Here is a 24985-nt window from a genome sequence, read left to right as displayed (position 1 = left end):
AGGCCCGGACGGGCCGAGAGGAGACAACATGGCAGACACGGTGCTCACGATCGACGCGCGCGGGGACGCGTGCCCGATTCCGGTGGTGAAGACGCTGAAGGCGCTGGGCGCGCTGGCTGGCCCGGGCTCGGTCGAGACCCTCGTGGACAACGAGATCGCGGTGCAGAACCTCACGCGCATGGGCGAGGGCAAGGGCTGCACGGTGACGAGCGAGCGCCTGGGCGAGAAGGAGTGGCGCGTGACCGTGGCGGCCTCGGCGGCGCTCGCGGTGAGCGACGTGGAGGCCGATTCGGCGACGTGCGAGGTGCCGACGCCGGGCGCGCCGTCCGCGGCCGCGCCTGCGGCGCGCAAGGTCGTGGTGGCGATCACCTCCGAGTGCATGGGCACCGGCGACGACGTCCTGGGGCGCAAGCTCATGGGGAGCTTCGTCTACTCGCTCACGCAGCTCGACGAACTGCCCGCGACCGTGCTGCTCTACAACGGCGGCGCGCACCTCAGCTGCGAGGGCTCGGCCGCGCTCGAGGACCTGCGCGGCCTTGCGGCCTCCGGCGTGGAGGTGCTCACCTGCGGCACCTGCCTCGATCACTACGGCATCGCGGACCGGCTCGCCGTGGGCGAGGTTACCAACATGTACGTGATCGCGCAGCGTCTCACGGGCGCAAGCCTCGTGGTGAGGCCTTAGGGCCGGGCGCGGGCGATGGCACGCGTGCGGGTGCCGTCATTGGTGGTGACGTTTCCCACCACGGCGGCGGCGATGTCATGCGAGGAGTGCTGCCAGCGGCGGGGCCTCCCCGGGCGGATGATCCCGGTGCCCGGCGAGGTTGCGGCCGGCTGCGGCCTGGCGTGGAAGACGGCGCCGGAGGCTCGCGAGGAGCTCGCGGCGGCGCTGGCGGCCGACGGCGTGCCCGTGGAGGCCATGGCCGTGATCGAGCTCCTGGAGTTCTGTTAGTTGGGGACAGTCCCCAACTAACAGACGGGCGAGAAGGACGTGGGGTCGATGATCTACCTGGACAACGCGGCGACGACGATGCGCAAGCCGCAGGAGGTCGTGGACGCCGTCGTGGCGGCGATGGGGTCGCTCGGCAACGCGGGGCGCGGCGCGTCGGCCGGAGCGCTCGACGCCGGCCGCACGGTCTGGCGCTGCCGCGAGGCGGTTGCGGCGCTTCTGGGTTGCCCGCGCGCCGACCACGTGTGCTTCTCGGCCAACTCGACCGCGGCGCTCAACGCCGCGCTCTCCGGCCTGGTGGGGCCAGGCGACCGCGTGGTCACCACGGTGCTGGAGCACAACTCCGTGCTGCGCCCGCTCGCGCGGCTGGCAGACGAGCGAGGCGTCGAGGTTGTCTACGCTGGCTGCGACGAGCGCGGATACCTTTGCATGCACGAGCTCGAGCGCCTGGTCACGCCCGGCACGCGCCTCGTGGCGGTGACGCACGGCTCCAACGTGACGGGAAACCTCGTCGACGTGGCGCGCGTGGCGCAGATAGCGCACGCGGCCGGGGCGCTCTGCCTGGTGGACGCGTCGCAGACGGCGGGCTCCGTGCCGCTGGACATGGCTGCGATGGGGCTCGACGTGGTCTGCTTCACCGGCCACAAGGGCCTCATGGGACCGCAGGGCACGGGCGGGATGGCCGTGGCAGAGGGCATCGACGTGCGGCCCTGGGCCGAGGGCGGCTCCGGCGTGCACTCCTTCGAGCGGCGACACCCGCAGGAGTGGCCCACGCGCCTGGAGGCGGGGACGTTGAACGCGCACGGCCTGGCGGGCCTTGCGGCGGGCATCGCGTTTATCGAGAAGAACGGCGGGCCCGCGGCGGTGGGCGCGCGCGAGCACGCGCTCGCGCGGAGGCTCTACGAGGGCGTGGCCGGCGTGCCGGGCGTGACGGTGTACGGCGGCTGGCCGGAGGCGCCCGAGCGCTGCGGATCCATCGTGGCGGTGGGCGTGGCCGGGCTCGACTCGGCGGAGGTGGCCGACGCGCTGTCCTCGGGGTGGGGGATCGCGTGCCGCGCCGGCGCCCACTGCGCGCCGCTCATGCACCGCGCGTTGGGGACCGAGCGCCAGGGCATCGTGCGCCTGAGCTGCGGCTGGTTCAACACCGAGGAGGAGGTTGACGTCGCGGCCGCCGCCGTGCGCGAGATTGCCGCAAGCTGAGGTCCTGCTCGCCCGTGGAGGGGCGTGGTCCGTGTTGGACTCAGTTGCCTACTGGTCTATCAGTAGGCAACTGGCATCGTCTGGGGCATTTTGGCGAGTTGACCTCTCTTACCTACTGATTTTCCAGTAGGTAATACTTTCACCGACAAGAACTGATTGCTCGGGGTCTAAGAGGGACGTGCCGTCCGGGGGCGCTCACCTGCCGCTCGCTGCTTCGACGCGGTCTACGGGCAGCCCAAACTATTTGTAAGCTATACTTACTTGTTGGAATCCAAAGCCTGACGTAGAGCGTTATATTTTCAAAAGTATAACGTTGACGAGGGGGAATGATAGAGATGCTGGTCGTGATTCGCGGAGCGGGCGACATCGCCTCGGGTATCGCGCTGCGCCTGCACCGCGCTGGCATGCGGGTCGTGATGTGCGATCTCGCGGTGCCCACGTCCATCCGGCGCACCGTGTGCTTCTCGGAGGCCATTCGCCTGGGCGAGACGCTCGTGGAGGACGTGCGCGGCGTGCTCTGCGGGAACGTCGAGGCGGCCCGCGCGGCCGTGGCGGCCGGCGACGTGGCGGTGCTCGTGGATCCCAAGGCCGCCTGCGTGCGCGACCTCGCTCCGGACGCGCTTGTCGACGCGATTCTCGCCAAGCGCAACCTCGGCACCACGCGCGACATGGCCCCCGTCGTCATCGGGGTGGGGCCCGGCTTCACCGCGCGCCAGGACTGCGACGCCGCCGTGGAGACTATGCGCGGCCACTACCTGGGCCGCGTTTACTACGAGGGCTCGCCGATCCCCAACACCGCGGTACCCGGGCTCATTGGCGGCTACGCGGGGGAGCGCGTGATGCGAGCTCCCGCAGACGGCGTCTTCGAGCCCTGCGTGGAGATCGGCGCGCAGGTCAAGGCCGGTGACGTCTGCGCCACGGTGGCAGGCGAGCCCATGTGCGCCACCATCGACGGCGTGGTGCGGGGCCTCCTGCAGGCGGGCGTGCCCGTGCGGGCGGGCATGAAGTCCGGAGACGTGGACCCGCGCTGCCACCCGGAGTACATCGAGAGCTCCTCGGACAAGGCGCTCGCGGTGGGCGGCGGCGTGCTCGAGGCGATCCTTTCTCTCTCCGGTGCGTTGGGCGAGAAGAACGTGCGAGTTCCGGACGATTTTGCCGAGAAAACCGTCCAGACGGCGCCCCTCAACGGCTCGCTCTCGGACGCGGGCTTCGTCTCCGCGATCGCAGACGAGCTCGCTGCCGGCCGGCGCGTGGGGTTTGCGAGCCTGCTCGCCACCCGCGGCTCGATGCCGCGCCACGAGGGCGCGCGCCTCGCCGTGACCGAGAAGGACCGGCTGCTCGGGACCGTCGGCGGCGGCGCAATCGAGCGGCTCGCGATCGAGCGGGCGCGCGCGGCCCGCGACGGCGGCTCGCCGAGCCTCGCGTGGTACCGCACCGGCGACGAGATGGCCTGCGGGGGAGACGCGCTGCTCGCCGTGCGGTCGCTTACGGCCGACGACCTGCCCGTCCTTCTCGCCCTGCGCGACGCGCTCGAGCACGACGAGTCCGCCTCCGTGACGGAGCGCTGGTCCGACCCCGCCGCGCCCACGCTCGAGCTTGCCCCGGCCGCGCGCCTCGCCGGCCCGACCTGGGACGACGCGCGCGCCACCTACCGCGAGCCCGTCGCCGCGCCGAGCCGCCTGCACGTCTTTGGCGCCGGGCACGTGGGCGCGGCGCTCGTTGCCATGGCGTCGGCCGTGGGCTTCGAGTGCCATGTCTACGACGATCGCCCCGAGCTCGCCACGTCGGCAAACCTGCCCGCCGCGACGTCGGTGACCTGCGGCGCATTCGATGAGCTCGCCGCCGGCGCCGTCATCGGCCCGCGCGACTCCGTCGTCGTGCTCACGCACGGGCACGCCCACGACGAGACGGTCCTTCTCGCCGTGCTGTCCCGTGACGTCCAGCCCGCCTACGTGGGCTGCATCGGCAGCGCCCGCAAGGCCGCCCTCGCGCGCGAGCACCTCGTCGCCGCCGGCGTCCCGCAAGAGCGCGTTGACGCCGTGGCCATGCCCATCGGACTTGCCATCGGTGCCGTCACGCCGGCGGAAATCGCCCTCGCCATCGTCGCGCAGCTCGTCCGCCGTCGCGCCGAGCGTCGCGGCGAGGGTCCGGGGAAGGGCGAGCGCGCATGAGTGGCGTCCTGCGCAAACACCCTGGTCGCATCATCGCCCTTCTCGGCGCGTCGCTCGTGGCCGTCGTGCTCGTCTCGTTGGCGCTGGGCCGCTATCCCATCGGCCCGGCAGACGCGGTTGAGCTGCTTGCATCCCGCGTGGCGCCCGGCCTCGGCGACTTCTCCGCGCAGCAGGAGACGCTCTTCTTCAATGTGCGCCTGCCGCGCATCCTGCTCGTGATCCTCGTGGGCGCGAGCCTCTCGGCCGCCGGCGCCGCGTTCCAGGGCATCTTCCAGAACCCGCTCGTCTCGCCGGACTTCCTGGGCGCGTCGCAGGGCGCAGCCTTCGGCGCTTGCTGGGCCATCCTTGCGGGCGGCACCTCGCTTGCGATCTCCGGCTCGGCATTCGCTGTCTCGCTCGCCGCGGTGGGCATCGTGCTGCTGGTGAGCAGCCGTGCGCGCGGCAACCGAATCCTCGTCACCGTCCTCGCGGGCATCATGGTGAAGTCGCTCTTCGAGGCCGGCGTCTCCTACACCAAGCTCGTGGCCGACCCGTCCAACCAGCTGCAGGCCATCACCTTCTGGCTGCTCGGCTCGTTCAACGGCGCCAAGGTGGCCGACTTCGCGCTGGCTGCCGGCCCCATCGCAATCGGCCTCGCGGGCCTCATGGCCATGCGCTGGCGCCTCAACGTCCTCACGATGTCAGACGACGAGGCGCTCTCCATGGGCGTCAACGCCCCGCGCGTGCGCGCCGTGGCCGTGCTCTTCTCGGCGCTCGTGACCGCGGCGAGCGTTGCGGTCTCAGGGCTCATCGGCTGGGTGGGCCTGGTGGTGCCGCATCTCACGCGCGGTCTGGTGGGCAGCGACTACCGGCACCTGCTGCCCGCCAGCATGCTCGCGGGCGCTACGTTTCTGCTGGTGGTGGATGACATCGCGCGCCTGGCGCTCACGGCGGAGATCCCCATCGGCATCCTCACGTCTGTGGTGGGCGCGCCGTTTTTCCTGTGGCTCATCGTGAAGAGGGGGCGCGGCTGATGCGGGCGAGAAGAACCTGGCGTCCCGGCCCCGCGGCGGCCGAGAGGGGGCGCGGCTGACATGAGCTTCGAGATCTCCGGCCTCGGCTTCTCCTACGGCGACCATGCGGTCCTCGAGGGCGTTGACCTGCGCGTTGCTGACGGTGAGCTCGCGTGCGTGCTCGGCCCCAACGGCGTGGGCAAGACCACGCTCTTCCGCTGCATCCTGGGCCTCGAGCGGCCCCGCGCGGGGACCATCCTCGTGAACGGGCATCCGCTCGACCAGCTCAGCGTTGCCGAGCGTGCCCGTGAGATGGCCTTTGTCCCGCAGAGCCACGCACAGGTCTTTGACTACGAGGTGCTCGACGTGGTGCTCATGAGCGCGGCGTCGCGCCTGGGTCCGCTGCGCGCGCCCGCCGCGGCCGACCGCGCCCGCGCCGAGGAGGCGCTTGAGCGCGTGGGCGTGGCGCACCTCGCGCACCGGAGCTTCATGCAGGTCTCGGGCGGGGAGCGACAGCTCGTCCTCATTGCCCGCGCCATCGCGCAGGACGCGCGCTCGATCGTGATGGACGAGCCCACGAGCGCGCTCGACTTTGGCAACACGGCGCGCGTGATGGCGGTCGTTAGGCGGCTCGCGAGCGAGGGTCTCTCTGTAATCGCGTCCACGCATGCGCCCGACCTGGCCTATCTCTATGCGGACACGGTGCTCGCGCTCGACGGCGGCCGCGTCCGCGCATGCGGCTCGCCGGCAGAGGTCATCACCGGACCGCTCCTGAGCGAGCTCTACGGCCTGCCCGTGGAGGTCAGCTCGCTGTATGACGACCGGGTGCGCGCCTGCGTGCCTCTGGACATGACGAAGTGATTTGCGAGTTGGGGACAGTCCCCGATTCACACAAAAGTTTTATGTGAATCGGGGACTGTCCCCAATTCACAGGACGAAGGGAGAAGAAGTGAGGAGAAGAACGTTCTTGTCGGCAGTTGCGGCACTTGCGATGGCGGTGTCGCTCGGGGCGTGCAACGGCGCGCCGGCCGACCAGCAGCCCGCCGCGGAGCAGGCCGCCATGCGCGTGGTCACGGACTCGGTCGGGCGCGAGGTTGAGATCCCGGCCGAGGTCGAGCGCATCGCCGCCTCCGGCCCCGTAGCGCAGCAGGTCCTGCTCACGGTGGCGCCCGGGAAGATGGTCGGCCTCTCCGGCGAGCTCACGGACGAGCAGCTCGCCTATCTCGGCGAGGACCTTGCTGACCTGCCCGTCTTTGGTCAGATCTACGGCGGCAAGGGCGACTTCAATAAGGAGGCCGTCGCCGCGGCGGACCCGCAGCTGATCGTCGACGTCGGCGAGGCCAAGGACTCGCTCGCCGAGGAGCTCGACGCGCTGCAGGACCAGATCGGGATCCCGTGCGTGCACATCGACTCGACCGACCTCCACAGCTACGCCGACCTCTACGACCAGCTTGCGGAGATCCTGGACTCCGAGAAGGCCGCCGAGCTCGCGGACTACTGCCGCGACGCCGTGGCCGAGGTCGAGGCCGTCGTGGCGGAGGTACCGGACGACGAGCGCCCACGTGCGGCGTACCTGCTCGGCGACACGGGGACCAACGCGATGGCGCGCGGCGGCTTCCAGTCCGGCGTCATCGACCTGTGCTCCGAGAACGTCGTCGTGGTGGACGACCCGTCTTCCAGCGGCAAGGGCAACGAGATCGGCCTCGAGCAGATCGCGCTCTGGGACCCCGAGCTCATCGTCTTCGTTGGCGACTCGATCTATGACACCGTGGGCTACGAGCCGGCCTGGGCCGAGCTCAGCGCCATCAAGTCCGGCAACTACTTCCGCGCGCCGAGCGAGCCCTACAACTGGATTTCCATGCCCGCCTCCGTCAACCAGATCATCGGACTGCAGTGGTACGCGCGCCTGTGCTACCCGGACCGCTTCGACGACGACCTGCGCGACGTGGTGGGGGAGTACTACCAGCTCTTCTACGGCCACGACCTCACGGACGAGGAGTATGACGCGCTGATGCGCGGCGCCGTGCGAGAGTAGAGCAAGGGCCCAAAAAAAACGGACATTGGATGGCCAAAATTGGCCCTTTGCGCGACGTTTGCCCAGTTGGCAAGATTCTTTCAGCTAACCAAATGCCGTTATTTTCTGGGGTGCCCGGGTAGACCGCCGGGAAGAACCTCGCGAAAGCGCCTCGCGCCCGTCTCGTCCGGGCGGACGAGCTCGACGGATCCCCAGGCGGGGCGCAGTCGCGCGGCGGCCTCCTCTGCCAGCGTGGCGCGCACGACCGCGAGCGCGTGCGGCCAGGCGGGCGCGGGGCCGGCGTCGAGCAGCGCGAGCGCCGCGGTGAGCCCGCCGCCGCGGCGCAGCTCGAGCGGGCCTATCTCGTCGATGACGAGCGGCCCGGGGCCCGCGTCCTTCTCGCCCACCGCCGCGGCAAGCCCGGTGAGGTGCGCGTTCACGCGGGCAAGCGCCGTCGCATCAAAGTCCCAACCGCACCTGTCAATTGGGGGCTGTCCCCAATTGACAGGTTTGGCGAGGAGGACGCGCTCGCGCGAGGGCAGCAGCACGTTCTCGATCCCGACCTTCTCGCCGTCGCGCCACACGCCGGGTGCGAGCACCCCGCGAACGGGTACGCCCGCGGTCTCGAGCTCGTGCACGCGCGCCTCGAGCCACGTGGTCTTGCCCGTCCGGATGTCTCCGGTGAGAATGAACAGCATGAAGCCTCCCGACCGCCCAAGCCGCAATGACCCATCCCGGAGGAAATGATGACAGATGCGTGGTCGCTCTACGACCGAATGATCGACCGGATTCCCGAGGACGTGCTCGTGCGGAGCGTGGTCATGGGCGCCCACCACTGCCTCGTCGAGGCCGAGTGCGGCGCGGGCGTGGCGGCGCTCCACCGCGGGGGCGTGCGCCTGCGCCTGGAGCGCGGCTGGGCGGGCCGTCCGCTGCGCGAGCTTGCCGCCTGTGCGAAGTCGTGGGACTTCGAGGTGGCGTCGGTGGGCGTGGCGGCGCTCAACGCCTGGCACAACCAGCGCGAGCGGATCGGCGAGCTGAGCCTGGTCACGGACGCGGGGAGCACGGACCCGTTTGTGTTCCTGGCCCCGGCGGCCCGGCGCATGGCGGCCGAGAGGGGCGACGGCTCGCGGCCCCGCACGGTGGTGGTCGGCCACTTTCCGCACCTTGCGGCCATCGCGGAGCACGCGGACGTCACCGTGCTGGAGCGCTCCGCCCGCGCCGACACGGACCTGCCGGACACCGCCTGCGAGTACCTGCTGCCGGGAGCGGACCTCGCCGTCATGACGGGCATGGCGCTCGCCAACAAGACGATGCCGCGTCTGCTCGCTCTTGCGCGCGACGCGCTCACCTGCGTGGTGGGCCCGTCGGCCACGATCTGCGCGGCGGTCCAGGAGGCGGGCGCGGACCTCGTCGCCGGCAGCGTGGTCGCCGACGCCGCGCTCGCTCGCGAGGTCGTGAGCTGCGGCGCGGCGCTTTACGGCTCCGGGGCGCTCGAGCACGTGCTCGTTGCAACGCCTCGCGGTCGCGCGGCGCTTGCAAGCCCAGGCGGAGGTGGTGATGGCGCTCACGCGCAGGCTGCTGGCGAGCTCCTTGATTGAGGGGCCGTTTGTCCCGCTACGGCGCACTAGACTCGAGCGAGCGCGAGCCTTGGGGGAGCGCTATACTTGCCGCAGGCGGACTTCGCTCCGCCGGAACAATCGCATAGCGCGGGGAGCTTGCAGGACGGCAGGCTGAGAGGGGGCGCGCCCGCCCCGACCCGAGGAACCTGACATGGGTAATGCCAACGGAGGGAGTTTTGCGCATGAGCACAGCTGTAGAGAAATTGGGCGGGCAGGCACCGCGCGGCGAGAAGAACCTCGTCACGCAGCTCGACTACGCCCGCGCCGGGCAGATCACGCCCGAGATGCGTGCCGTGGCGGAGGCGGAGCGCCGAGACCCGGAGTTCGTCCGCGCAGGTGTGGCGGCGGGGCGCATCGCCATCCCGGCCAACGTCCGCCACCTCGAGAAGGGCCTCGTGCCGCGCGGTGTGGGCGCGGGCCTCTCCACCAAGGTCAACGTCAACCTCGGCATCTCCGGGGACGTGGCGGACGCCAGCATGGAGTGGAAGAAGGTTGGCACGGCCGAGAAGTACGGCGCGGACGCCATCATGGACCTTTCCAACTCCGGCAAGACCCGCTTTTTCCGGCAGCAGCTCGTGGAGCGCACGCCGCTCATGGTGGGCACCGTCCCCATGTACGATGCCATCGGCTACATGGAGAAGCCGCTCGTGGAGCTCACTGCCGAGGACCTTCTCGCCACGGTGCGCGCCCACGCGGAGGACGGCGTGGACTTCCTCACCATCCACTGCGGCATCAACCGTCGCGTGATCGAGACCTTCAAGGAGACCGGGCGCCTCATGAACATCGTCAGCCGCGGCGGGTCGCTGCTGTTTGGCTGGATGGAGGTCACGGGTAACGAGAACCCCTTCTACGAGCACTATGACGAGGTTCTCGAGATCTGCCACGAGTACGACGTGACCATCTCGCTGGGCGACTCGTGCCGGCCGGGCTGCCTCTTCGATGCCAACGACGCCGCCGAGACGGCCGAGATGATCGAGCTCGGCAAGCTCACGAAGCGCGCCTGGGACGTGGGCGTGCAGGTCATGATCGAGGGCCCGGGCCACATGGCCATCAACGAGATCGCGGCCAACGTGACGATGGAGAAGCGCCTCTGCCACGGTGCGCCGTACTACGTGCTCGGCCCGCTCGTGACGGATGTGGGCGTGGGCTACGACCACATCACGGCGGCCATCGGCGGCGCCATCTCGGCGAGCGCCGGGGCGGACTTCCTCTGCTACGTGACGCCGGCCGAGCACCTCTGCCTGCCCGACGCAAAGGACGTGCTCGACGGTCTTATCGCCACCCGTATCGCGGCGCACGCGGCCGACATCGCCAAGGGCGTGCCCGGCGCGCGCGAGGCGGACGACCGCATGGCGGACGCCCGACGCCGCCTGGCCTGGGACGAGATGTGGGCCTACGCGCTCGACCCGGACACGGCCCGCGTGCGCTACGAGGCCTCGCCGGCCTCGACGGAGGGGACCTGCACCATGTGCGGCAAGATGTGCGCCGTCCGCACGGTGAACAAGGTCTTCGAGGGCACCACGATCGACCTCGACCTGGAATAGGGGGCTGCCATGGCACAGATAAACGGCAGGACCGCGCCCGAGGCCGACGGCCGGACCGTCGCCGAGGTGCTGGAGCAGATGGGATACGAGCGTGCCCGCGTGGCGTGCGAGCTCAACGGGGAGATTCTTCCCCGCGCCGAGTTCGATGTCCGCCGGCTGACGGCCGAGGACGCGCTCGAGGTCGTCCGCTTCGTGGGAGGCGGCTGATGGCGGGGGAGAGGGACGTCGAGAGGGGCGGTGCCGTCGTGGGGGACGCTCTCCCCGACGCCCTCGAGCGCCGTATCGGGCACGAGGCGCGGGAGCGCCTGCGCGCGGCGCGCATCGGGATCGCAGGGGCGGGCGGGCTCGGCTCCAACATCGCCGTCATGCTTGCGCGCAGCGGGGTGGGCGAGCTCGTTGTCGCCGACTTTGACGTGGTTGACGAGGGCAACCTCAACCGTCAGCACTACTTCCGCGAGCATCTGGGCCGTCCCAAGGTCGAGGCGCTCGCCGAGCAGCTCCTTGCCATCGGCTCGGGCACGCGCGTGCGTGTGCTGCGCACCCGCGTCACGCCCGAGAACGCCCGGGGGATCTTCGAGGGGTGCGATATCGTCTGCGAGGCCTTCGACGACCCCGAGGCCAAGGCGCTTCTCGCCGAGGAGCTCCTCACCCTGCCCGAGGGTCCCGTGCTCGTCGCTGGCAACGGCATGGCGGGCGCGGGCCCGGCGAGCGAGATCGTCACGAAGCGGGTGGGCCGGCGCTTCTACGTCTGCGGCGACGGCGCGTCGGACGTCGGGGCGACCGGGGCGCTTCTCGCCCCGCGCGTCGCGCTCTGCGCCGCCCAGCAGGCTCTTCTCGCCGTGAGGATCGTCCTGGGGCTCGAGGGCTCCTGACGTCCCCGGTTATCTGGCAACCAAACGCGCCGCGGGCCGACCTGTTTTGCGGGGCCCAGCGCCCGCGACGCCCATCAACGAAAGGAAGCACCATGACAGAGCACATCGCATCGGGCGCCGTCGCGCCCAGCGCGGACACCTGGACCCTCGGCGGCAAGGAGTTTGCGTCGCGCTTCATCCTGGGGTCGGGTAAGTTCAGACTCGACGTGGTCAGGGCGGCCGTGGAGGACGCGGGCGCGCAGATCGTGACCCTTGCTGTTCGCCGCGCCAACACCAATCAGGAGGGGAGCATCCTCGATGCCGTGCCCGAGGGCGTGACGCTTCTGCCCAACACCTCGGGCGCCCGCACGGCCGAGGAGGCCGTGCGCATCGCCCGCCTCGCGCGTGAGCTCGGCTGCGGCGACTTCGTCAAGGTCGAGGTCATCCGCGACGCGCGCTACCTCCTGCCCGACAACGCAGAGACCGTCCGCGCCACCGACATGCTGGCGAGCGAGGGCTTCACGGTGCTGCCGTACATGTACCCCGACCTCAACGTCGCGCGCGACCTGGTGAGCGCGGGCGCGGCCGCCGTCATGCCTCTCGGCGCGCCCATCGGCTCCAACCGCGGCTTGGTGACGCGAGACTTCATCCGCATCCTCATAGAGGAGATTGACCTGCCGGTGATCGTGGACGCGGGCATCGGGCGCCCGTCGCAGGCGTGCGAGGCCATGGAGATGGGCGCGGCTGCCGTCATGGCCAACACGGCCGTGGCCACCGCCGGCAACATCCCGCTCATGGCGCGCGCCTTTGGCGACGCGGTGCGGGCCGGTCGCGCGGCGTTCCTTGCGGGTCCCGGTCGCGTGCTCGACGGCGCGGGCGAGGCCTCGAGCCCGCTCACCGGATTTCTGGGGGAGGAGGCCAGATGAGCGCGGACGAGAAGAACGTGCAGGTAGTGTGGCCTGAGACCGTAGCCGTGGGCAAGCGCTGCCGGCGCATCGTCTCCATGGACGAGAAGGACATGGCGCACGCCATCCACACCGACTACGGCCTGGACACCATGACCTTCCTGCCCGACATGGACGTCCTGGACAACGGCATGTTCGACCGCGTGCTCGACGCCGTGGAGGCCTACGACCCCGACGCCGTGACCGCCGCCGACGTGCGCCGCGTGCTCGACGCCGACGTGGTGGAGCCCGCCGACTTCGGCGTGCTCGTGTCGCCCGCGGCCGAGCCCTTCCTCGAGGAGATGGCCGAGCGGGCCCGGGCCGAGCGCGTGCGCTGGTTTGGCACAAACATCCAGTTCTTCACGCCGCTCTACTTGGCAAACTACTGCGAGAACCGCTGCGTGTACTGCGGCTTCAACTGCGAGAGCGGCATCCGTCGCGCCCGCCTGGACGAGGGGCAGACCGTCGCCGAGCTCGACGCCATCGCCGCCACGGGCCAGGAGGAGATCCTGCTGCTCACCGGCGAGGACCCGGTGACGTCGGACGTGGACTACATCGCACGCGCCTGCGAGCTCGCGGCCGCGCGCTTCAGGAACGTCGGCGTCGAGGTGTACCCCGCCAACGTGGCCGACTACGCGCGCCTGCACGAGGCCGGCGCTGACTTCGTGACCGTGTTCCAGGAGACCTACGACCCGGCACGCTACGCCAAGCTCCACCTGCGCGGCCGCAAGCGCATCATGCCCTACCGCTTTGAGGCGCAGGAGCGCGCGCTCAGGGGCGGCATGCGCGGCGTGGCCTTCGCGCCGCTGCTGGGCCTCTCGGAGTTCCGTCACGACGCGCTCGCCTGCGCGCTGCACGCCTACTACGTGAGCCGGGCCTACCCGCATGCGGAGATCTCCTTCTCGTGTCCGCGTCTGCGCCCCGCTGCGGGCGCCGTCACGCCCAACGGGCCGCACGTGAGCGAGGCGCAGCTCCTGCAGGTCATCTGCGCCTACCGCCTGTTCATGCCCTTTGCCGGCGTCACCGTGTCCTCGCGTGAGTCGGCGCGCTTCCGCGACCACGTGGCCACGATCACGGCCACCAAGGTCTCGGCCGGCGTGTCCACGGGCATCGGCGAGCATGCGCACCAGGCCGAGGAGGGCGACGACCAGTTTGAGATCGACGACAGCCGCAGCCTGGCCGAGATGTGCGCCGCCATGCGCGACATGGGGCTCGAGCCGGTCATGAACGACCACGTTCTGGTGTGAGGGCGCCCATGGGCTCGCTCTTTGACGGAGGCTTCCTGCGCGTTGCCATGACGGACCGGCGCCGCTGCGCGCGGCCGCTGCCCGAGCAGGTGGCGCGGATCGCCGGCACCTACGACGCGCTCATCCTGCGCGAGAAGGACCTGGACGACGGCGCGTACGTCGCGCTCGCCCGTGAGGTCATGGCGGCCTGCGGGCGCGCGGGCGTCGCCTTTGTCGCCCACGGCCACGTGCCCGCCGCCCGTGAGGCCGGCGCGTCTCGCCTGCACCTGCCGCTGCCCGCGCTTGAGCGTGACGGCCGCCCGGAGGGGTTTGACCTCGTCGGTACCAACGTGCACGAGGTGGACGAGGTGGCGGTTGCCGAGGGGCTCGGCGCCGACTACCTTGTGGCGAGCCCCGTCTTTGCGCCGTCGTGCAAGCCGCTCCCGGGCCGCGGGATCGCGTTTCTCGAGCAGGTCATCGCTGCGGCCCATGTGCCGGTGCTCGCCCTCGGCGGCATCACCGACGCCACCGAGCCTGCCGTCCGCGCCGCCGGCGCCGCCGGTGCCGTCCGCATGTCCGACGCCATGGCGTGCGCCTAGGAAAGGAGACGCCCTCATGGACGCCAATCACATGGATGTGGGACCCGTCGTCCGCGGGTCCTTCTCGCCCGCCGACATCCGCCGCGGCATGCTGCTCTACGCGGTGACGGATCGCTCCTGGCTCAGGGGGCGTTCGCTCGTGGACTGCGTCCGCGCGGCGGTCGCGGGCGGAGCCACCTTCGTGCAGCTTCGCGAGAAGGGCCTCTCGACAGACGAGATTGTGGCGGAGGCGCGACAGCTCCTGCCCCTCTGCCGTGCGGCAGGCGTGCCCCTCGTGATCGACGACGACGTGGAGGCGGCCCGGCGCAGCGGCGCGGACGGCGTGCACGTGGGGCAGTCTGACACGACGTGCGCCGCCGCGCGCGAGGCGCTCGGGCCGGACGCCATCGTGGGGGTCTCGGCCCACACGGTGGAGGAGGCGCTCGCCGCTCAGGCGGCCGGTGCCGACTACCTGGGCGTGGGGGCGCTGTTTGGGACGTCCACCAAGTCCGACACCGTGGCCGTGTCCCTCGAGGGCCTCGCGCGCATCTGCGCCGCCGTGGATATCCCGGTGACGGCCATCGGGGGCGTGAGCACGCGCACGCTGCCCTCGCTCGCGGGGACGGGCGTCGCCGGCGCGGCGGTGGTCTCGGCGATCTTTGCCGCCGAGGACATCGAGGCCGTAACGCGCGAGCTGCGCCGCCTTGCCGCGGACGCCGTCGGGTCGAGATAGGGGGTCTCATGGACACGAGGAGCTGGAGCGTTCCCGCGGTGCTCGCGATTGCCGGCTCGGACTCGAGCGGCGGCGCGGGCATCCAGGCGGACATCAAGACCATCGCCGCGCACGGGCTCTTTGCCGAGACCGCGATAACCGCGCTCACGGCACAGAACACCTGTGGCGTGCGCGACGCCATGGAGGCCACGCCCCAGATGGTGGCCGAGCAGATCGACGCCGTCTTCGAGGACATTCCGCCCGCCGCGGTCAAGGTGGGCATGGTTTCCTCCGCGGCGATCGTCGAGGCCATTGCCGAACGGCTCGAGCACTGGGGCGCCAAGAACGTGGTCGTGGACCCGGTGATGGTGGCCACGTCGGGCGCGCGTCTCATAGACGACGGCGCGGCGGGGGCGCTCGTGGGGCGCCTGCTGCCGCTCGCGCGCGTGATCACGCCCAACATCCCTGAGGCGGAGGCGCTTCTCGGCGAGCCGGTGCGTTCTGAGGCGGAACAGGAGGCGGCCGCGCTCGCGCTTGCCGAGCGCCTGGGCTGTGCCGTGCTCGTCAAGGGCGGGCATGGCGTTGCGGATGCCAACGACGTGCTGGTGGAGTCGGCCGTCGATGACGAGGGCGCCCCGCGCGTGACGTGGCTGCGCGCCCCGCGCGTGGAGACCGGGAACACCCATGGCACGGGCTGCACGCTCTCGAGCGCCATCGCCTGCGGCCTGGCGGAGGGCCTCGCGCTGCCCGAGGCGGTGTCGCGTGCGAAGGACTACCTCACCGGTGCGCTCTCTTCCGGTCTGGACCTGGGGCGAGGCTCCGGTCCCGTGGACCACATGTGGCGCCACCGCGGCAGATAGCGCGCGAACCGCTCGGCGCTAGCTCCGCAGCACCTTCTCCAGCGCCTTGCCTCGTGCAAGTTCGTCGACCAGTTTGTCCAGGTAGCGGGCGTTCTGTTCCACGGGGTCCTCGATCGCGGCCACGTCCACACCGCAGACCTTGCCGGTGATGAGCGCACGATTGGGGTTCAGCGCCGGCGCCTCGTCGAAGAACTCCCGGTAGGTGACGCCGCGCTCAAGCTGCCGGGCGAGGCCCGCCTCGTCGTAGCCGGTGAGCCAGCAGCACGCGGCGTCGACCTCCGCGCGCGTGCGCCCCTTGCGCTCGGCCTTCTGCACGAGCAGGGGATAGACCTTCGAGAACGACATCTCCGCAATCGACTTGCGCGCCATGGGACCTCCAATGATACGAAGGGACAGTCCCTTTGTATCACTCCGGATCGGGGCTGTGCATGAGCTGGGTGAGCGCGAGGCACGCGACGCCGATGCCGAGAAGCCCGAGCGCGTTTTTCGGCTCCACCTCGTCCATGACGGTGAGCGCGGTCACGCCCACGCCCATGGCGAGCGCGACCGCCTTGAGGACGAGCTCCACGAGCGCGGGCACGCGGGACCCCGCCGGCTCCTCCTGCGCCGCCGTCTTCACCTCGAGCAGCTCGTCCACCGAGGTGCCCAGCACCTCGGCCAGCTTGGGCAGCGACGTCACGTCCGGAAACGAGAGATCTCGTTCCCATTTCGAGACGGCCTTGTCCGTGACGCCCATCTGCCGGGCGAGCTCGAGCTGCGTCATGCCCCTCTCCTTGCGCAGGGCGGAGATGGTGGCGCCGAAGGTCTGCTTGGTCATGATGGTCCTTTCGCTGGGATCCGCCTGGCAGGGCCATCGTCACGCGATGCCGCCTCGCGCTCAACCGACCGCCAGTTGAGTCGGCTCGACCGTTGGTAGAGCCCCAGTTTACGGCAGGTGAGCTGGGAGTGCTGATGCCGCTCGCGGCACCGCTTCATCCCGGAGCTTCTTGTTGTGTACGCTCGCTGGCGTTGTGCGCACTCCCTAGCGTTGTGTACACGGGCCCAGATGCCCTTCTCGGAAGATACGCAGGTAGACGGGCTGGCGAGAAGTGCGCACGACGGCGAGAAGTGCGCACGACGGCGAGAAGTGCGCACGACGGCGAGAAGTGCGCACGACGGCGAGAAGTGCGCACAACGCCCAAAGGAACACCCCCAGATTACGCCACGACGACGCTCTTCTCGCCGCGCGGGACGGCGCGGCCGATGACGGCGGCGGGGAGGCCCTCGGCGCGTAGGGCGTCGGCCAGGCGCTCCGCGTCCTTCTCGCCCAGCGCCAGAAGCAGGCCGCCGGAGGTCTGCGGGTCAAAGAGCACGTCGGTGAGGTCGAGCGGCAGCGCATCACTCAGCGCCACGCGCGGGCCGAAGAAGTCGCGGTTGCGATAGGCGCCGGCGGGAATGAGGCCCATGGCGGCCATCTCGCGGGCGCGCGCCATGAGCGGCACGGCGGCGGCGTCGACCTCGAGCGTGACGCCGGAGGCCTCGGCCATCTCGCAGGCGTGCCCCATGAGCGAGAAGCCCGTGACGTCGGTGGCCGCGTGCGGCCAGAAGCCCAGCTCGCGCGACAGGCGGATCGGCGCCTCGTTCAAGGTGGCCATGGAGTCGGTGGCAACGCGCACGCCGGCGTCGTCCAGAAGGCCACCCTTGTGCGCGGTGGTGAGGATGCCCGTGCCGAGCGCCTTGGTGAGCACGAGCGCGTCGCCCGCGCGGGCCCCGCCGTTTTCCAGCCGCTCGTCCAGCTGCACGAAGCCCGTCACCGCGAGGCCGTACTTGGGCTCGTGGTCGTTGATCGAGTGGCCGCCCGCCACGACGCACCCGGCGCGGTGGCACGCGTCGGCCCCGCCGGCGAGAATCTGGCCCGCGACCTCGATGCCCAGGCAGTTGGGGAAGCACAGGAGGTTGAGCGCGAGCGCGGGCCGGCCGCCCATGGCGTAGACGTCGGAGAGGGCGTTGGTGGCCGCGACCTGGCCAAAGAGGAACGGGTCGTCCACCATGGGCGGGAAGAAGTCCGTCGTCGCGATGAGGCCGCGGCCGTCGCCGAGGTCCCACACGCACGCGTCGTCGGAGGCGTCGAAGCCCACCACGAGCTCCGGCGCGTCCAGGCGCGGCAGGCCGGACAGCACGCCCGCAAGCTCGCCCGGCGCGATCTTGGCCGCGCAGCCCGCCGCCTCCACGAGCTCCGTGAGGCGCACCCCGGTCATGTCCATGCTCGCTCCAATCCGTCGGGAGAAAACCTGTCCCAAAGTGTCTGCACGAAATAACACGTCCCCAATGAGCAGAGAACGTGTCCCAAAGTAGCAGACGCCCCCGGGACGCGAGGTCTCGGGGGCGTGCCGAGTCAACGTTCTATTTCCTGCCGCGAGCCGCTAGTTCTCGTCTGCGGCGAGGGAGGAGTCGCACTCCGCGCGAGTGCGCTCGATACGCCTGAGCAGGGACTCCTTGAGCTCATAGGTGTGCGAGCGCGCAATGTCGCCGGCCTCGTGCGTGATGAAGCGGAAGAAGTAGTGGCCGTCGAAGTCCTCGTAGATGCGGAACTTGGGCGTGGACTCGCGATCGAAGGCGTCGATCGTGCTGTCCTCGATCTCGGCGTCGGCCGCGGAGGCGCGCACGCACTCGATGCCGTGCAGGCACTCGTCCTTGGACGGGAAAATGATCGAAGACATGAGGATGTGCCCGTTGGACGCGCACAGGTTAAAGCAGTAGCGGCCCTCGTTCTCAACCACGACGTACTGTCCCATACAAATCACCACCAAACTCGTTTTACCTACCGATTACAAAAGGTTAGCCCGCGCCGCGCCATGCGGGGGCGGGAACTGTGCGGGCGGTCGGATTTGGTCGGGGAGACGACGGCGCGACGGGCGAGAAGAACCGGCGCTCGTCAAGCGGCCTCGTATGGGAGCGATTTCGCACCCACGCTTGGGCTGCGACAAAATGGGGTATAGTGTTTTTACACCCCCCGAACAGACGGGTTGGCGTGGTCGGGGGACGCGCCAACCCACCAGACGAGAAGGGCCCCGGTCGCAGCACGTGCGACCGGGGCCACGTCGTTTGCGGGGCGTCGGAGTCAGGCGACCCGGACCGTCAGCGTGCGGCTCCGCGCAGGGCCGCGTCGCGGCCGGCGTCGAAGGCGGCGAGGTTGGCCTCGACCGTCGCCGCGGGCACGCAGGCGCGCACGGCGTCGCGCCAGAGCTCGACGTCGAAGGGCAGCGCCGTGGAGAGCGCGCCCACGAGCACCACGTTGGTGGAGCGGGGCGTGCCCAGGCCGCGCGCGATGACGCCGGCGTCGAGCAGGTGGGCCCCCAGCTCGCGCAGGCGCTCGTCCACGCGCTCGGGCATCTGGAAGTTGCCGATGTTCACGGAGACGGGCGTGATCTCTTCGTCGTTGACGAACATCGTGCCGCCCTCCGCGAGGTAGTGCTGCGCGCGCAGGGCCTCGACGGCCTCGAAGGCCACCACCACGTCGGCGCAGCCGTCGTCGCAGACCATGGTGGAGACGTGCTCGCCCAGGCGGATGACGGTGCTCACGGACCCGCCGCGCTGGCTCATGCCGTGGATCTCGGAGACCTTGACGTCGAGTCCGGCCTCGGCCGCCACCGTGGCGAGGAGCTTGCCCGCGAGGATGGTACCCTGGCCGCCCACGCCCACGAGGAGGATGGTCTTGGTGCCGTCCACGACCGCACCGCTCTTCTCGGTATCTGCCATTGCTTACTCCTTCGTGATGCAGCCGAACGGGCAGGACTGGACGCACTGGTCGCACCCGATGCACTGCGTGGGGTCAATGGCCGCGGTGCCGTCCTTGGCGCGCCCGAGCGCGGGGCAGCCGATCTTGATGCACTGGCCGCACGCGCGGCAGTTGCGGATGGTGGGCTGCTTGCCGCGGCTGCGGTCGATCAGGCGGCACGGCGCCTTGAAGACGATGACGGAGAGACGGTCCGTTGCGGACGTGGCGGCCTTGAGCGCGGAGCGCACGGCCATGAGGTCCTGGGCGTCCACCTCGACCACGTCCTCCACGCCCATCGCGCGCACGAGGGCGAGAAGGTCGAGCGCCTTGCCCGTGGGGTTGTCCAGCGGCCCGATCTTGTGCGAGCTGTCCGTGAGCGTGACGCCGTTCACGGGGTTGCCCTGCGTGCCGGTCATGGCCGTGGTGCGGTTGTCCAGGATGCAGAGCGTGCCGGCGCCGCCGTTGTAGATGGTGCCGAGCATGCTCGTGATGCCGGAGTGTGCGAAGGTGGAGTCGCCGATGACGCCCACGACGGGACGGCCGGTGCGCTCAGGCGCGCCGGCGAGCTCCATGCCGTGCGCCATCGAGAGGGAGGCGCCCATGTCGATGACCGTGTGGCACGCGCCGTAGGGCGCGACGGCGCCGAGCGTGTAGCAGCCGATGTCGCCGGTGACGATGGCCTTGAGCCGGCGCAGCTCGCAGAAGACGAGGCGGTGCGGGCAGCCCGGGCAAAACGCCGGCGGGCGCGGCGGGAGGTCGGTGGCAGCGGCGAGGTGCGCGGGCTGCTCGACGCCAAAGGCGGCGCGGATGAGCTCGGGCTTGAGCTCGCCGGCGACGGGAAGCGGCGCGGCGGGCGGCTCGGCGAGCTCGATGCCGAGGGCGCGGACGCGCGAGGAGAAGTAGTCGCTGGCCTCCTCGACGACGTAGCAGGCGTCCACGGACGCGGCGAAGTCGGTGAGCGCTCGGGCGGGAAGCGGCCAGGCGAGGCCCAGCTTGAACGTGGAGGCCTCGGGCAGCGCCTCGCGGACGTGCTGGTAGACGGCGCCGGCGCAGATGACGCCGACCTTCTCGCCGCGGCGCTCGACGCGGTTGAACGGGCAGGTCTCGGCGTAGGCCTCGAGCTCGGCCTGGCGCTCGTCCACCACGAGGCGGCGCTTGACGGCGTTGGCCGGCATCATGACGTACTTGGGGATGTCGTCGACGTAGTCGCGCGACGCCACGGCCTCGCGCTCGCCGGACGTCTTGACCAGCGTGCGGGTGTGGGCGATGCGCATGGTCTCGTGCAGCATGACCGGCGTGTCAAAGCGCTCGGAGAGCCCGAAGGCGGCACGGGTCATCTCGTAGCAGTCCTGCGAGTCGGCCACGTCGAGGCACGGGATGCGGCCGAAGGCGGCGTAGAAGCGCGAGTCCTGCTCGTTCTGGGACGAGTAGCACGACGGGTCGTCCGCGGCGAGAAGGACGAGGCCGGCGTTGACGCCGGTTGAGGCGGCGGCCATGAAGGGGTCGGCCGCCACGTTGACACCGACGTGCTTCATCGTGACGAGCGAGCGCGCGCCGGCGATGGCAGCTCCCAGGCCCACCTCGAAGGCGACCTTCTCGTTGGGGGACCACTCGCAGTAGACGTCGTCCTTGCGCACGAGCGACTCGAGCGTCTCGGTGGACGGCGTGCCGGGGTAGCCGACGCCAACGGCGACGCCCGCCTCCCAGGCGCCCTGCGCGATGGCCTCGTTTCCGGACATGAGGTGCTTGTCCATGTCTCTCCTCTCCTGGGGTGATGGATCAATTGGGGACAGGCCCCAAACGACCCATCCATTCCTAGTGACGCGTCTCGCGCGCGACGATAGCGTCGGCGCCGTACTTGGCGCGCAGCGCCGGCTTCTCGATCTTGCCCGTGGGGTTTCTCGGCACGGGCGCGAAGATGACGCGCCGCGGCCGCTTGTAGCGCGGCAGCCTCTTGCAGAACTGCATGACGTCGTCCTCGGTGAGCGGCGCGGCCTCGGGCTTGAGCTCGATGATCGCCGCGGGGATCTCGCCGAGGCGCTCGTCGGGAAGTCCGATCACGGCCACATCCTTGATCGAGGGGTGCCCCATGAGGAAGCTCTCGACCTCCACGGGGTAGATGTTCTCGCCTCCCATGATGACGACGTCCTTCTTGCGGTCCACCAACCAGTAGAAGCCGTCCTCGTCCTGGCGGGCCATGTCGCCGGTGTGCAGCCACCCCGCCACGAGCGTCTCGGCCGTGGCCTCGGGGTCCTTGTAGTAGCACTCCATGAGGCCGGGGCCGCGCACGCACAGCTCGCCGACCTCGCCGGGCTCCACCACGTGGCCGAGCTCGTCCACGATCTTGCACTCCCAGCGATACCCCGGCACGCCGATGGCGCCCACGTGGTCGATGTTCTCGAGCCCCAGGTGGACGCAGCCCGGGCCCATGGACTCGGACAGGCCGTAGTTGGTGTCGTAGTCGTGGTGCGGGAAGACCGCGCGCCAGCGGCGGATGAGGCTCTCCGGGACCGGCTGGGCGCCGATGTGCATGAGACGCCACTGGTCCAGGTGGTAGTTCTCCAGCCGCACCGTGCCCTCCTCCAGGGCCACGAGGATGTCCTGGGCCCAGGGCACGAGCAGCCAGACGATGGTGCAGCCCTCGTTGGAGACGGTCTCGAGCACGGTCTTGGGAGACACGCCGCGCAAAAGCACGCCGCGCCCGCCCGCGAGCAGGCTCCCCAGCCAGTGCATGCACGCGCCCGTGTGGTAGAGCGGCGGGATGCACAGGAACACGTCGTCGTGGGTCTGGTGGTGATGGACCTGCTCCATCTCGGCTGCCTGCGTGAGGCTCTCGTGGTGGTGCAGGATCGCCTTGGGAAAGCCCGTGGTGCCGCTGGAGAAGTAGATCGCGGCGTCCTCGTCCTCCGAGAGCGGGACGCGCGGGTCGGCCGAGGAGCACAGGCTCGCCAGCTCGCGGTAGCTCTCCGCCCACGTGGGGCAGTCGTCGCCCACGTAAAAGAGCAGGCGCCCAGCCTGGATGCGCTCCGCGATCTCCTCGACGCGGCCGATGAACTCCGGGCCAAAGACGAGGATGTCCACGTCCGCCTTGTCGAGGCAGTACGCGATCTCGTCCGCGGAGTAGCGGAAGTTCAGCGGCACCACCGTGGCGCCGGACTTGAGGACGCCAAAGTAGAGCGGCAGCCACTCGATGCAGTTGTAGAGCAGGATGGCGACCTTGTCGTCCTTGCGGACGCCGCGGGAGAGCAGCAGGTTGGCAAAGCGGTTGGCCTTCTCGTCAAAGACCGACCAGGTCATCTCGCGGCGGAAGGGCTCGTCGTCGGTGGTCTCCACCAGGTCGTAGTCGCGCCAGGTGATGTGGCGGTTCTCGCGCCGCTCGGGGTTGACCTCCACGAGGGCGACCTCGCTCGGGTACTTCTCGGCGTTGGCGCGCAGCATGTCGACGATGGTCATCTCGGGCCTTTCGTTTGTCACACAGTCTGTTCATCATAGTCCGGCGGCGGGCCAGAAGAACGGGCGGGCCGCAAGCGGTAACAGGCGTGTGACGTGTGCGGCGCGGCCTGCGTCCGGCGAGGGGGCGCGGGACGCGGCGCCCCGGCCGTGTGCTACCCTTGCCTGCAACCGCGGAACGGGAGGTGCCCATGCGACGGCTTTTGGTGGTGGAGGACGACGCGCGCCTGCGCGACGAGCTCTGCGTGCTGCTCGAGCGCAACGGCTACGAGGCCGTGGCGCTCACGGGCTTCGACGACACGGCGGGCCAGGTCCTCGCCGCGGCTCCCGATTTGGTGCTGCTTGACCTCAACCTGCCCGGGGTGGACGGCCAGTTCGTCTGCCGCGAGGTGCGCCGTCGCTCCGATGTGCCCATCATCGTGGTGACCTCCCGCGACAACGACATGGACGAGCTGCTCACGCTCTCGCTCGGCGCGGACGACTTCGTGCCCAAGCCCTACAACGACCAGGTCCTGCTCGCCCACGTGGCGACGGTCCTCAAGCGCAGCTACGGCGAGGGCGCCGCGGCGGCGGAGATCTCCCACGGCGGCGTGGTGCTGGACACCGCGCGCTGCCGCGTGAGCTCTCAGGGCCGCACGGCCGAGCTCACCAAAAACGAGCTGCGCATCCTCGCACTGCTCATGCGCAACGCCGGCGCGGTGGTGAGCCGACAGCGCATTCAGGAGGAGCTCTGGGCGTCCGACGAGTTCGTGGACGACAACACGCTCACCGTGAACGTCTCCCACCTGCGCTCCACGCTCGCCAAGATCGGGGTGGAGGACTACGTGCTCACCAAGCGCGGCATGGGATATCTGGTGGAGTAGCGTCGGTGACAGTTGGCGACGCGCTGGGGAGGACGCATGAGCTTTGGTGCCTACATCGCAGACCGCCTGGTGCCGCTCGTCGTGGGCGCGGTCGCGCTCGCGTTCTGCGCGCTGGTCATGACGGTCTATGGGCTCGACCTCGCGGCGACGGGGTTTGTGTGCGGGGTGCTCGTGCTCGCCGCCGCGGTCGCGCTGCTGCTCGACTGGCTCCACCGACGCGCGTTCTACCAGCGAATCTCTGACATGCTGGACTCCCTCGACGAGACGTATCTCACCACCGAGCTCGTGGGTCGTCCGGGCTTTCTCGAGGGGGAGCTCTTCTACGACGCGCTCGACCGCGAGTCCAAGGCCATGCGCGACCGCATCGCCGCGGCGCGCCGGCGCTCTCGCGAGTACCGCGAGTACGTCGAGACCTGGGTGCACGAGATCAAGACGCCCATCGCCGCCGCGCGCCTGATCGCCAAGAACAACCCCTCGCCGGTCGTGGACTCCATCGACGCCGAGGTCGACGCCATAGAGGGCTACGTCGAGCAGGCGCTCTACTACTCGCGCGGCACCTCGCTCGAGCGTGACTTCCAGATCCGCGAGGTCGACCTCGGCGAGGTCGTCCGCGACGCGTTGCGCCACAAGGCGCGCGCGCTCATCGGGGCGCGGGTGGCGCCCGAGCTCGGGGAGCTCTCGTTCACGGTGCACGCCGACCCCAAATGGCTCGCCTTCGTCATTGGCCAGGCGCTCGTGAACAGCGCCAAGTACCGGGGCGAGGGCGACGGGAGGGGGCGCGTCCGCATCTTCGCCGAGCGCCGCGAGACCGGCCTCGACGCATGGGAGACCGTGCTCGCCCTGGAAGACGACGGGGTGGGGATACCGGCGGCGGACGTGGGGCGCGTCTTTGACAAGGGCTTCACCGGTGAGAACGGACGGCGCTTCGCCCGCTCGACCGGCATGGGGCTCTACCTCGTGCGCGAGCTCTGCGAGAAGATGGGCGTCAGGACGTGGCTCGAGTCCGTTGAGGGCAAGGGAACCACGGTCTACCTGGGATTTCCTGACATGGCCGAGCGAGCGTGACGCCCGAAGCGACCGACGCCTCGGGGAGGGCGGCCTGCACTTTCGCCCTTCAATCCATTTTTCCCTGCCGCCGCGAACAAAATCGCCCTTCGATCCATGGAAAAATGGCCTCGATGAGCCCGTCCTTGCGGCGGCGTCCGACGTTTTCCCAGTTGGCTGAGAGCCGGCCTTGCTCCGGTGGCGAAAATGCCCG

The 24985-nt window shown here is 70.1% G+C and carries 26 protein-coding genes and 1 riboswitch; of the genes, 18 read left to right on the top strand and 8 right to left on the bottom strand.

Going from position 1 to position 24985, the window contains the following annotated elements:
• The first annotated feature begins 28 nt into the window (after positions 1-28).
• The 7 genes from yedF (at position 29) to NW198_RS04775 (ending at position 7344) form a co-directional block, all read left to right on the top strand.
• Positions 29-682 (top strand): sulfurtransferase-like selenium metabolism protein YedF, encoded by a 654-nt coding sequence (yedF, locus tag NW198_RS04805; RefSeq protein WP_258340219.1) that lies wholly within the window; start codon positions 29-31, stop codon positions 680-682.
• A gap of 15 nt (positions 683-697) precedes the next feature.
• Complete coding sequence (locus tag NW198_RS04800; protein WP_258340218.1) at positions 698-949, top strand: DUF3343 domain-containing protein; 252 nt, start codon at positions 698-700, stop codon at positions 947-949.
• Positions 950-997: 48 nt separating this feature from the next.
• Positions 998-2146, top strand: a complete 1149-nt coding sequence (locus NW198_RS04795; protein ID WP_258340217.1) for an aminotransferase class V-fold PLP-dependent enzyme — start codon at positions 998-1000, stop codon at positions 2144-2146.
• Between the two features lie 326 nt (positions 2147-2472).
• Positions 2473-4317: a selenium-dependent molybdenum cofactor biosynthesis protein YqeB gene (gene yqeB / locus NW198_RS04790; RefSeq protein ID WP_258340216.1), complete on the top strand. Its 1845-nt coding sequence runs from the start codon at positions 2473-2475 to the stop codon at positions 4315-4317.
• The gene (locus NW198_RS04785) at positions 4314-5330 is read left to right on the top strand and encodes an iron ABC transporter permease (RefSeq protein WP_258340215.1); all 1017 of its coding nucleotides are present in this window, start codon (positions 4314-4316) and stop codon (positions 5328-5330) included. The genes yqeB and NW198_RS04785 overlap by 4 nt, the downstream gene beginning before the upstream one ends.
• Positions 5331-5390: 60 nt before the next feature.
• Positions 5391-6170, top strand: coding sequence for an ABC transporter ATP-binding protein (locus NW198_RS04780; RefSeq protein WP_258340214.1), 780 nt, complete (start codon positions 5391-5393; stop codon positions 6168-6170).
• An 88-nt stretch (positions 6171-6258) separates the two neighbouring features.
• Positions 6259-7344, top strand: coding sequence for an ABC transporter substrate-binding protein (locus NW198_RS04775; protein ID WP_258340213.1), 1086 nt, complete (start codon positions 6259-6261; stop codon positions 7342-7344).
• Between the two features lie 98 nt (positions 7345-7442).
• Here the strand turns inward: NW198_RS04775 and NW198_RS04770 are convergent, their stop codons facing one another.
• Positions 7443-8021, bottom strand: a complete 579-nt coding sequence (locus NW198_RS04770; RefSeq protein WP_258340212.1) for a nucleoside-triphosphatase — start codon at positions 8019-8021, stop codon at positions 7443-7445.
• Between the two features lie 45 nt (positions 8022-8066).
• Between NW198_RS04770 and NW198_RS04765 the strand changes: the two genes are divergently transcribed.
• The 9 genes from NW198_RS04765 (at position 8067) to thiD (ending at position 15657) form a co-directional block, all read left to right on the top strand.
• Complete coding sequence (locus NW198_RS04765) at positions 8067-8921, top strand: DUF364 domain-containing protein (RefSeq protein ID WP_258340211.1); 855 nt, start codon at positions 8067-8069, stop codon at positions 8919-8921.
• A gap of 99 nt (positions 8922-9020) precedes the next feature.
• Positions 9021-9133, top strand: a riboswitch (TPP riboswitch).
• Positions 9125-10486, top strand: a complete 1362-nt coding sequence (thiC, locus tag NW198_RS04760; RefSeq protein WP_258340210.1) for a phosphomethylpyrimidine synthase ThiC — start codon at positions 9125-9127, stop codon at positions 10484-10486. (Overlaps the previous riboswitch by 9 nt.)
• A gap of 9 nt (positions 10487-10495) precedes the next feature.
• The gene (thiS, locus tag NW198_RS04755) at positions 10496-10693 is read left to right on the top strand and encodes a sulfur carrier protein ThiS (protein ID WP_087226084.1); all 198 of its coding nucleotides are present in this window, start codon (positions 10496-10498) and stop codon (positions 10691-10693) included.
• Complete coding sequence (thiF, locus tag NW198_RS04750; RefSeq protein ID WP_258340209.1) at positions 10693-11358, top strand: sulfur carrier protein ThiS adenylyltransferase ThiF; 666 nt, start codon at positions 10693-10695, stop codon at positions 11356-11358. The genes thiS and thiF overlap by 1 nt, the downstream gene beginning before the upstream one ends.
• Before the next feature lie 92 nt (positions 11359-11450).
• Complete coding sequence (locus NW198_RS04745; RefSeq protein ID WP_087226090.1) at positions 11451-12263, top strand: thiazole synthase; 813 nt, start codon at positions 11451-11453, stop codon at positions 12261-12263.
• Positions 12260-13528: a 2-iminoacetate synthase ThiH gene (thiH, locus tag NW198_RS04740; RefSeq protein WP_258340208.1), complete on the top strand. Its 1269-nt coding sequence runs from the start codon at positions 12260-12262 to the stop codon at positions 13526-13528. Before NW198_RS04745 ends, thiH begins: the two co-directional genes overlap by 4 nt.
• An 8-nt stretch (positions 13529-13536) precedes the next feature.
• Positions 13537-14106: a thiamine phosphate synthase gene (locus NW198_RS04735; RefSeq protein ID WP_258340207.1), complete on the top strand. Its 570-nt coding sequence runs from the start codon at positions 13537-13539 to the stop codon at positions 14104-14106.
• 16 nt (positions 14107-14122) lie between these two features.
• Positions 14123-14818 carry a thiamine phosphate synthase gene (gene thiE, locus NW198_RS04730; protein ID WP_258340206.1) on the top strand — a complete coding sequence of 232 codons (696 nt, stop codon included), beginning with the start codon at positions 14123-14125 and terminating at the stop codon, positions 14816-14818.
• A gap of 8 nt (positions 14819-14826) precedes the next feature.
• Positions 14827-15657, top strand: a complete 831-nt coding sequence (thiD, locus tag NW198_RS04725) for a bifunctional hydroxymethylpyrimidine kinase/phosphomethylpyrimidine kinase (RefSeq protein WP_258340205.1) — start codon at positions 14827-14829, stop codon at positions 15655-15657.
• An 18-nt stretch (positions 15658-15675) separates the two neighbouring features.
• Here thiD and NW198_RS04720 read toward each other — a convergent pair whose 3' ends face one another.
• The 7 genes from NW198_RS04720 to NW198_RS04690 all read right to left on the bottom strand — a co-directional run bounded on the left by NW198_RS04720 (position 15676) and on the right by NW198_RS04690 (position 22867).
• Complete coding sequence (locus NW198_RS04720) at positions 15676-16026, bottom strand: DUF2200 domain-containing protein (RefSeq protein ID WP_258340204.1); 351 nt, start codon at positions 16024-16026, stop codon at positions 15676-15678.
• 37 nt (positions 16027-16063) lie between these two features.
• Positions 16064-16474 (bottom strand): helix-turn-helix domain-containing protein, encoded by a 411-nt coding sequence (locus NW198_RS04715; RefSeq protein WP_258340203.1) that lies wholly within the window; start codon positions 16472-16474, stop codon positions 16064-16066.
• A gap of 379 nt (positions 16475-16853) precedes the next feature.
• Positions 16854-17894 carry a selenide, water dikinase SelD gene (gene selD, locus NW198_RS04710; RefSeq protein WP_258340360.1) on the bottom strand — a complete coding sequence of 347 codons (1041 nt, stop codon included), beginning with the start codon at positions 17892-17894 and terminating at the stop codon, positions 16854-16856.
• A 165-nt stretch (positions 17895-18059) separates the two neighbouring features.
• Entirely contained in the window at positions 18060-18431 is a 372-nt protein-coding gene (locus NW198_RS04705; protein WP_087316562.1) for a DUF1508 domain-containing protein, read from the bottom strand.
• Between the two features lie 343 nt (positions 18432-18774).
• Positions 18775-19395, bottom strand: a complete 621-nt coding sequence (locus NW198_RS04700; protein ID WP_087316561.1) for an indolepyruvate oxidoreductase subunit beta — start codon at positions 19393-19395, stop codon at positions 18775-18777.
• Positions 19396-19398: 3 nt separating this feature from the next.
• Positions 19399-21168 carry a thiamine pyrophosphate-dependent enzyme gene (locus tag NW198_RS04695; protein ID WP_258340202.1) on the bottom strand — a complete coding sequence of 590 codons (1770 nt, stop codon included), beginning with the start codon at positions 21166-21168 and terminating at the stop codon, positions 19399-19401.
• A 61-nt stretch (positions 21169-21229) separates the two neighbouring features.
• Complete coding sequence (locus NW198_RS04690) at positions 21230-22867, bottom strand: class I adenylate-forming enzyme family protein (RefSeq protein WP_258340201.1); 1638 nt, start codon at positions 22865-22867, stop codon at positions 21230-21232.
• A 188-nt stretch (positions 22868-23055) separates the two neighbouring features.
• On the opposite strand from NW198_RS04690, the gene NW198_RS04685 reads away from it, so the two are divergent.
• Positions 23056-23727 carry a response regulator transcription factor gene (locus NW198_RS04685; protein WP_087316555.1) on the top strand — a complete coding sequence of 224 codons (672 nt, stop codon included), beginning with the start codon at positions 23056-23058 and terminating at the stop codon, positions 23725-23727.
• A gap of 36 nt (positions 23728-23763) precedes the next feature.
• Positions 23764-24792, top strand: a complete 1029-nt coding sequence (locus NW198_RS04680) for an ATP-binding protein (protein ID WP_258340200.1) — start codon at positions 23764-23766, stop codon at positions 24790-24792.
• The last annotated feature ends 193 nt before the right edge of the window (positions 24793-24985 follow it).

Origin of the sequence: Thermophilibacter sp. ET337 (genome assembly GCF_024733715.1) — a bacterium.
In the GTDB taxonomy this organism is placed as follows: domain Bacteria; phylum Actinomycetota; class Coriobacteriia; order Coriobacteriales; family Atopobiaceae; genus Thermophilibacter.
This window is presented reverse-complemented; position numbering and strand designations above follow the sequence as displayed.

Excerpts from the sequence above, each read along its gene's own strand:
- NW198_RS04780 (WP_258340214.1), top strand. The coding sequence starts at position 5,391 with ATGAGCTTCGAGATCTCCGGCCTCGGCTTCTCCTACGGCGACCATGCG.
- yqeB (WP_258340216.1), top strand. The coding sequence starts at position 2,473 with ATGATAGAGATGCTGGTCGTGATTCGCGGAGCGGGCGACATCGCCTCG.
- thiE (WP_258340206.1), top strand. The coding sequence starts at position 14,123 with ATGGACGCCAATCACATGGATGTGGGACCCGTCGTCCGCGGGTCCTTC.
- NW198_RS04715 (WP_258340203.1), bottom strand. The coding sequence starts at position 16,474 with ATGACCAAGCAGACCTTCGGCGCCACCATCTCCGCCCTGCGCAAGGAG.
- NW198_RS04705 (WP_087316562.1), bottom strand. The coding sequence starts at position 18,431 with ATGGGACAGTACGTCGTGGTTGAGAACGAGGGCCGCTACTGCTTTAAC.
- NW198_RS04770 (WP_258340212.1), bottom strand. The coding sequence starts at position 8,021 with ATGCTGTTCATTCTCACCGGAGACATCCGGACGGGCAAGACCACGTGG.
- thiD (WP_258340205.1), top strand. The coding sequence starts at position 14,827 with ATGGACACGAGGAGCTGGAGCGTTCCCGCGGTGCTCGCGATTGCCGGC.
- selD (WP_258340360.1), bottom strand. The coding sequence starts at position 17,894 with ATGACCGGGGTGCGCCTCACGGAGCTCGTGGAGGCGGCGGGCTGCGCG.
- NW198_RS04795 (WP_258340217.1), top strand. The coding sequence starts at position 998 with ATGATCTACCTGGACAACGCGGCGACGACGATGCGCAAGCCGCAGGAG.
- NW198_RS04785 (WP_258340215.1), top strand. The coding sequence starts at position 4,314 with ATGAGTGGCGTCCTGCGCAAACACCCTGGTCGCATCATCGCCCTTCTC.
- NW198_RS04700 (WP_087316561.1), bottom strand. The coding sequence starts at position 19,395 with ATGGCAGATACCGAGAAGAGCGGTGCGGTCGTGGACGGCACCAAGACC.
- NW198_RS04735 (WP_258340207.1), top strand. The coding sequence starts at position 13,537 with ATGGGCTCGCTCTTTGACGGAGGCTTCCTGCGCGTTGCCATGACGGAC.
- NW198_RS04695 (WP_258340202.1), bottom strand. The coding sequence starts at position 21,168 with ATGGACAAGCACCTCATGTCCGGAAACGAGGCCATCGCGCAGGGCGCC.
- yedF (WP_258340219.1), top strand. The coding sequence starts at position 29 with ATGGCAGACACGGTGCTCACGATCGACGCGCGCGGGGACGCGTGCCCG.
- NW198_RS04685 (WP_087316555.1), top strand. The coding sequence starts at position 23,056 with ATGCGACGGCTTTTGGTGGTGGAGGACGACGCGCGCCTGCGCGACGAG.
- NW198_RS04765 (WP_258340211.1), top strand. The coding sequence starts at position 8,067 with ATGATGACAGATGCGTGGTCGCTCTACGACCGAATGATCGACCGGATT.
- thiC (WP_258340210.1), top strand. The coding sequence starts at position 9,125 with ATGAGCACAGCTGTAGAGAAATTGGGCGGGCAGGCACCGCGCGGCGAG.
- thiH (WP_258340208.1), top strand. The coding sequence starts at position 12,260 with ATGAGCGCGGACGAGAAGAACGTGCAGGTAGTGTGGCCTGAGACCGTA.
- thiS (WP_087226084.1), top strand. The coding sequence starts at position 10,496 with ATGGCACAGATAAACGGCAGGACCGCGCCCGAGGCCGACGGCCGGACC.
- NW198_RS04800 (WP_258340218.1), top strand. The coding sequence starts at position 698 with ATGGCACGCGTGCGGGTGCCGTCATTGGTGGTGACGTTTCCCACCACG.
- thiF (WP_258340209.1), top strand. The coding sequence starts at position 10,693 with ATGGCGGGGGAGAGGGACGTCGAGAGGGGCGGTGCCGTCGTGGGGGAC.
- NW198_RS04745 (WP_087226090.1), top strand. The coding sequence starts at position 11,451 with ATGACAGAGCACATCGCATCGGGCGCCGTCGCGCCCAGCGCGGACACC.
- NW198_RS04720 (WP_258340204.1), bottom strand. The coding sequence starts at position 16,026 with ATGGCGCGCAAGTCGATTGCGGAGATGTCGTTCTCGAAGGTCTATCCC.
- NW198_RS04680 (WP_258340200.1), top strand. The coding sequence starts at position 23,764 with ATGAGCTTTGGTGCCTACATCGCAGACCGCCTGGTGCCGCTCGTCGTG.
- NW198_RS04690 (WP_258340201.1), bottom strand. The coding sequence starts at position 22,867 with ATGACCATCGTCGACATGCTGCGCGCCAACGCCGAGAAGTACCCGAGC.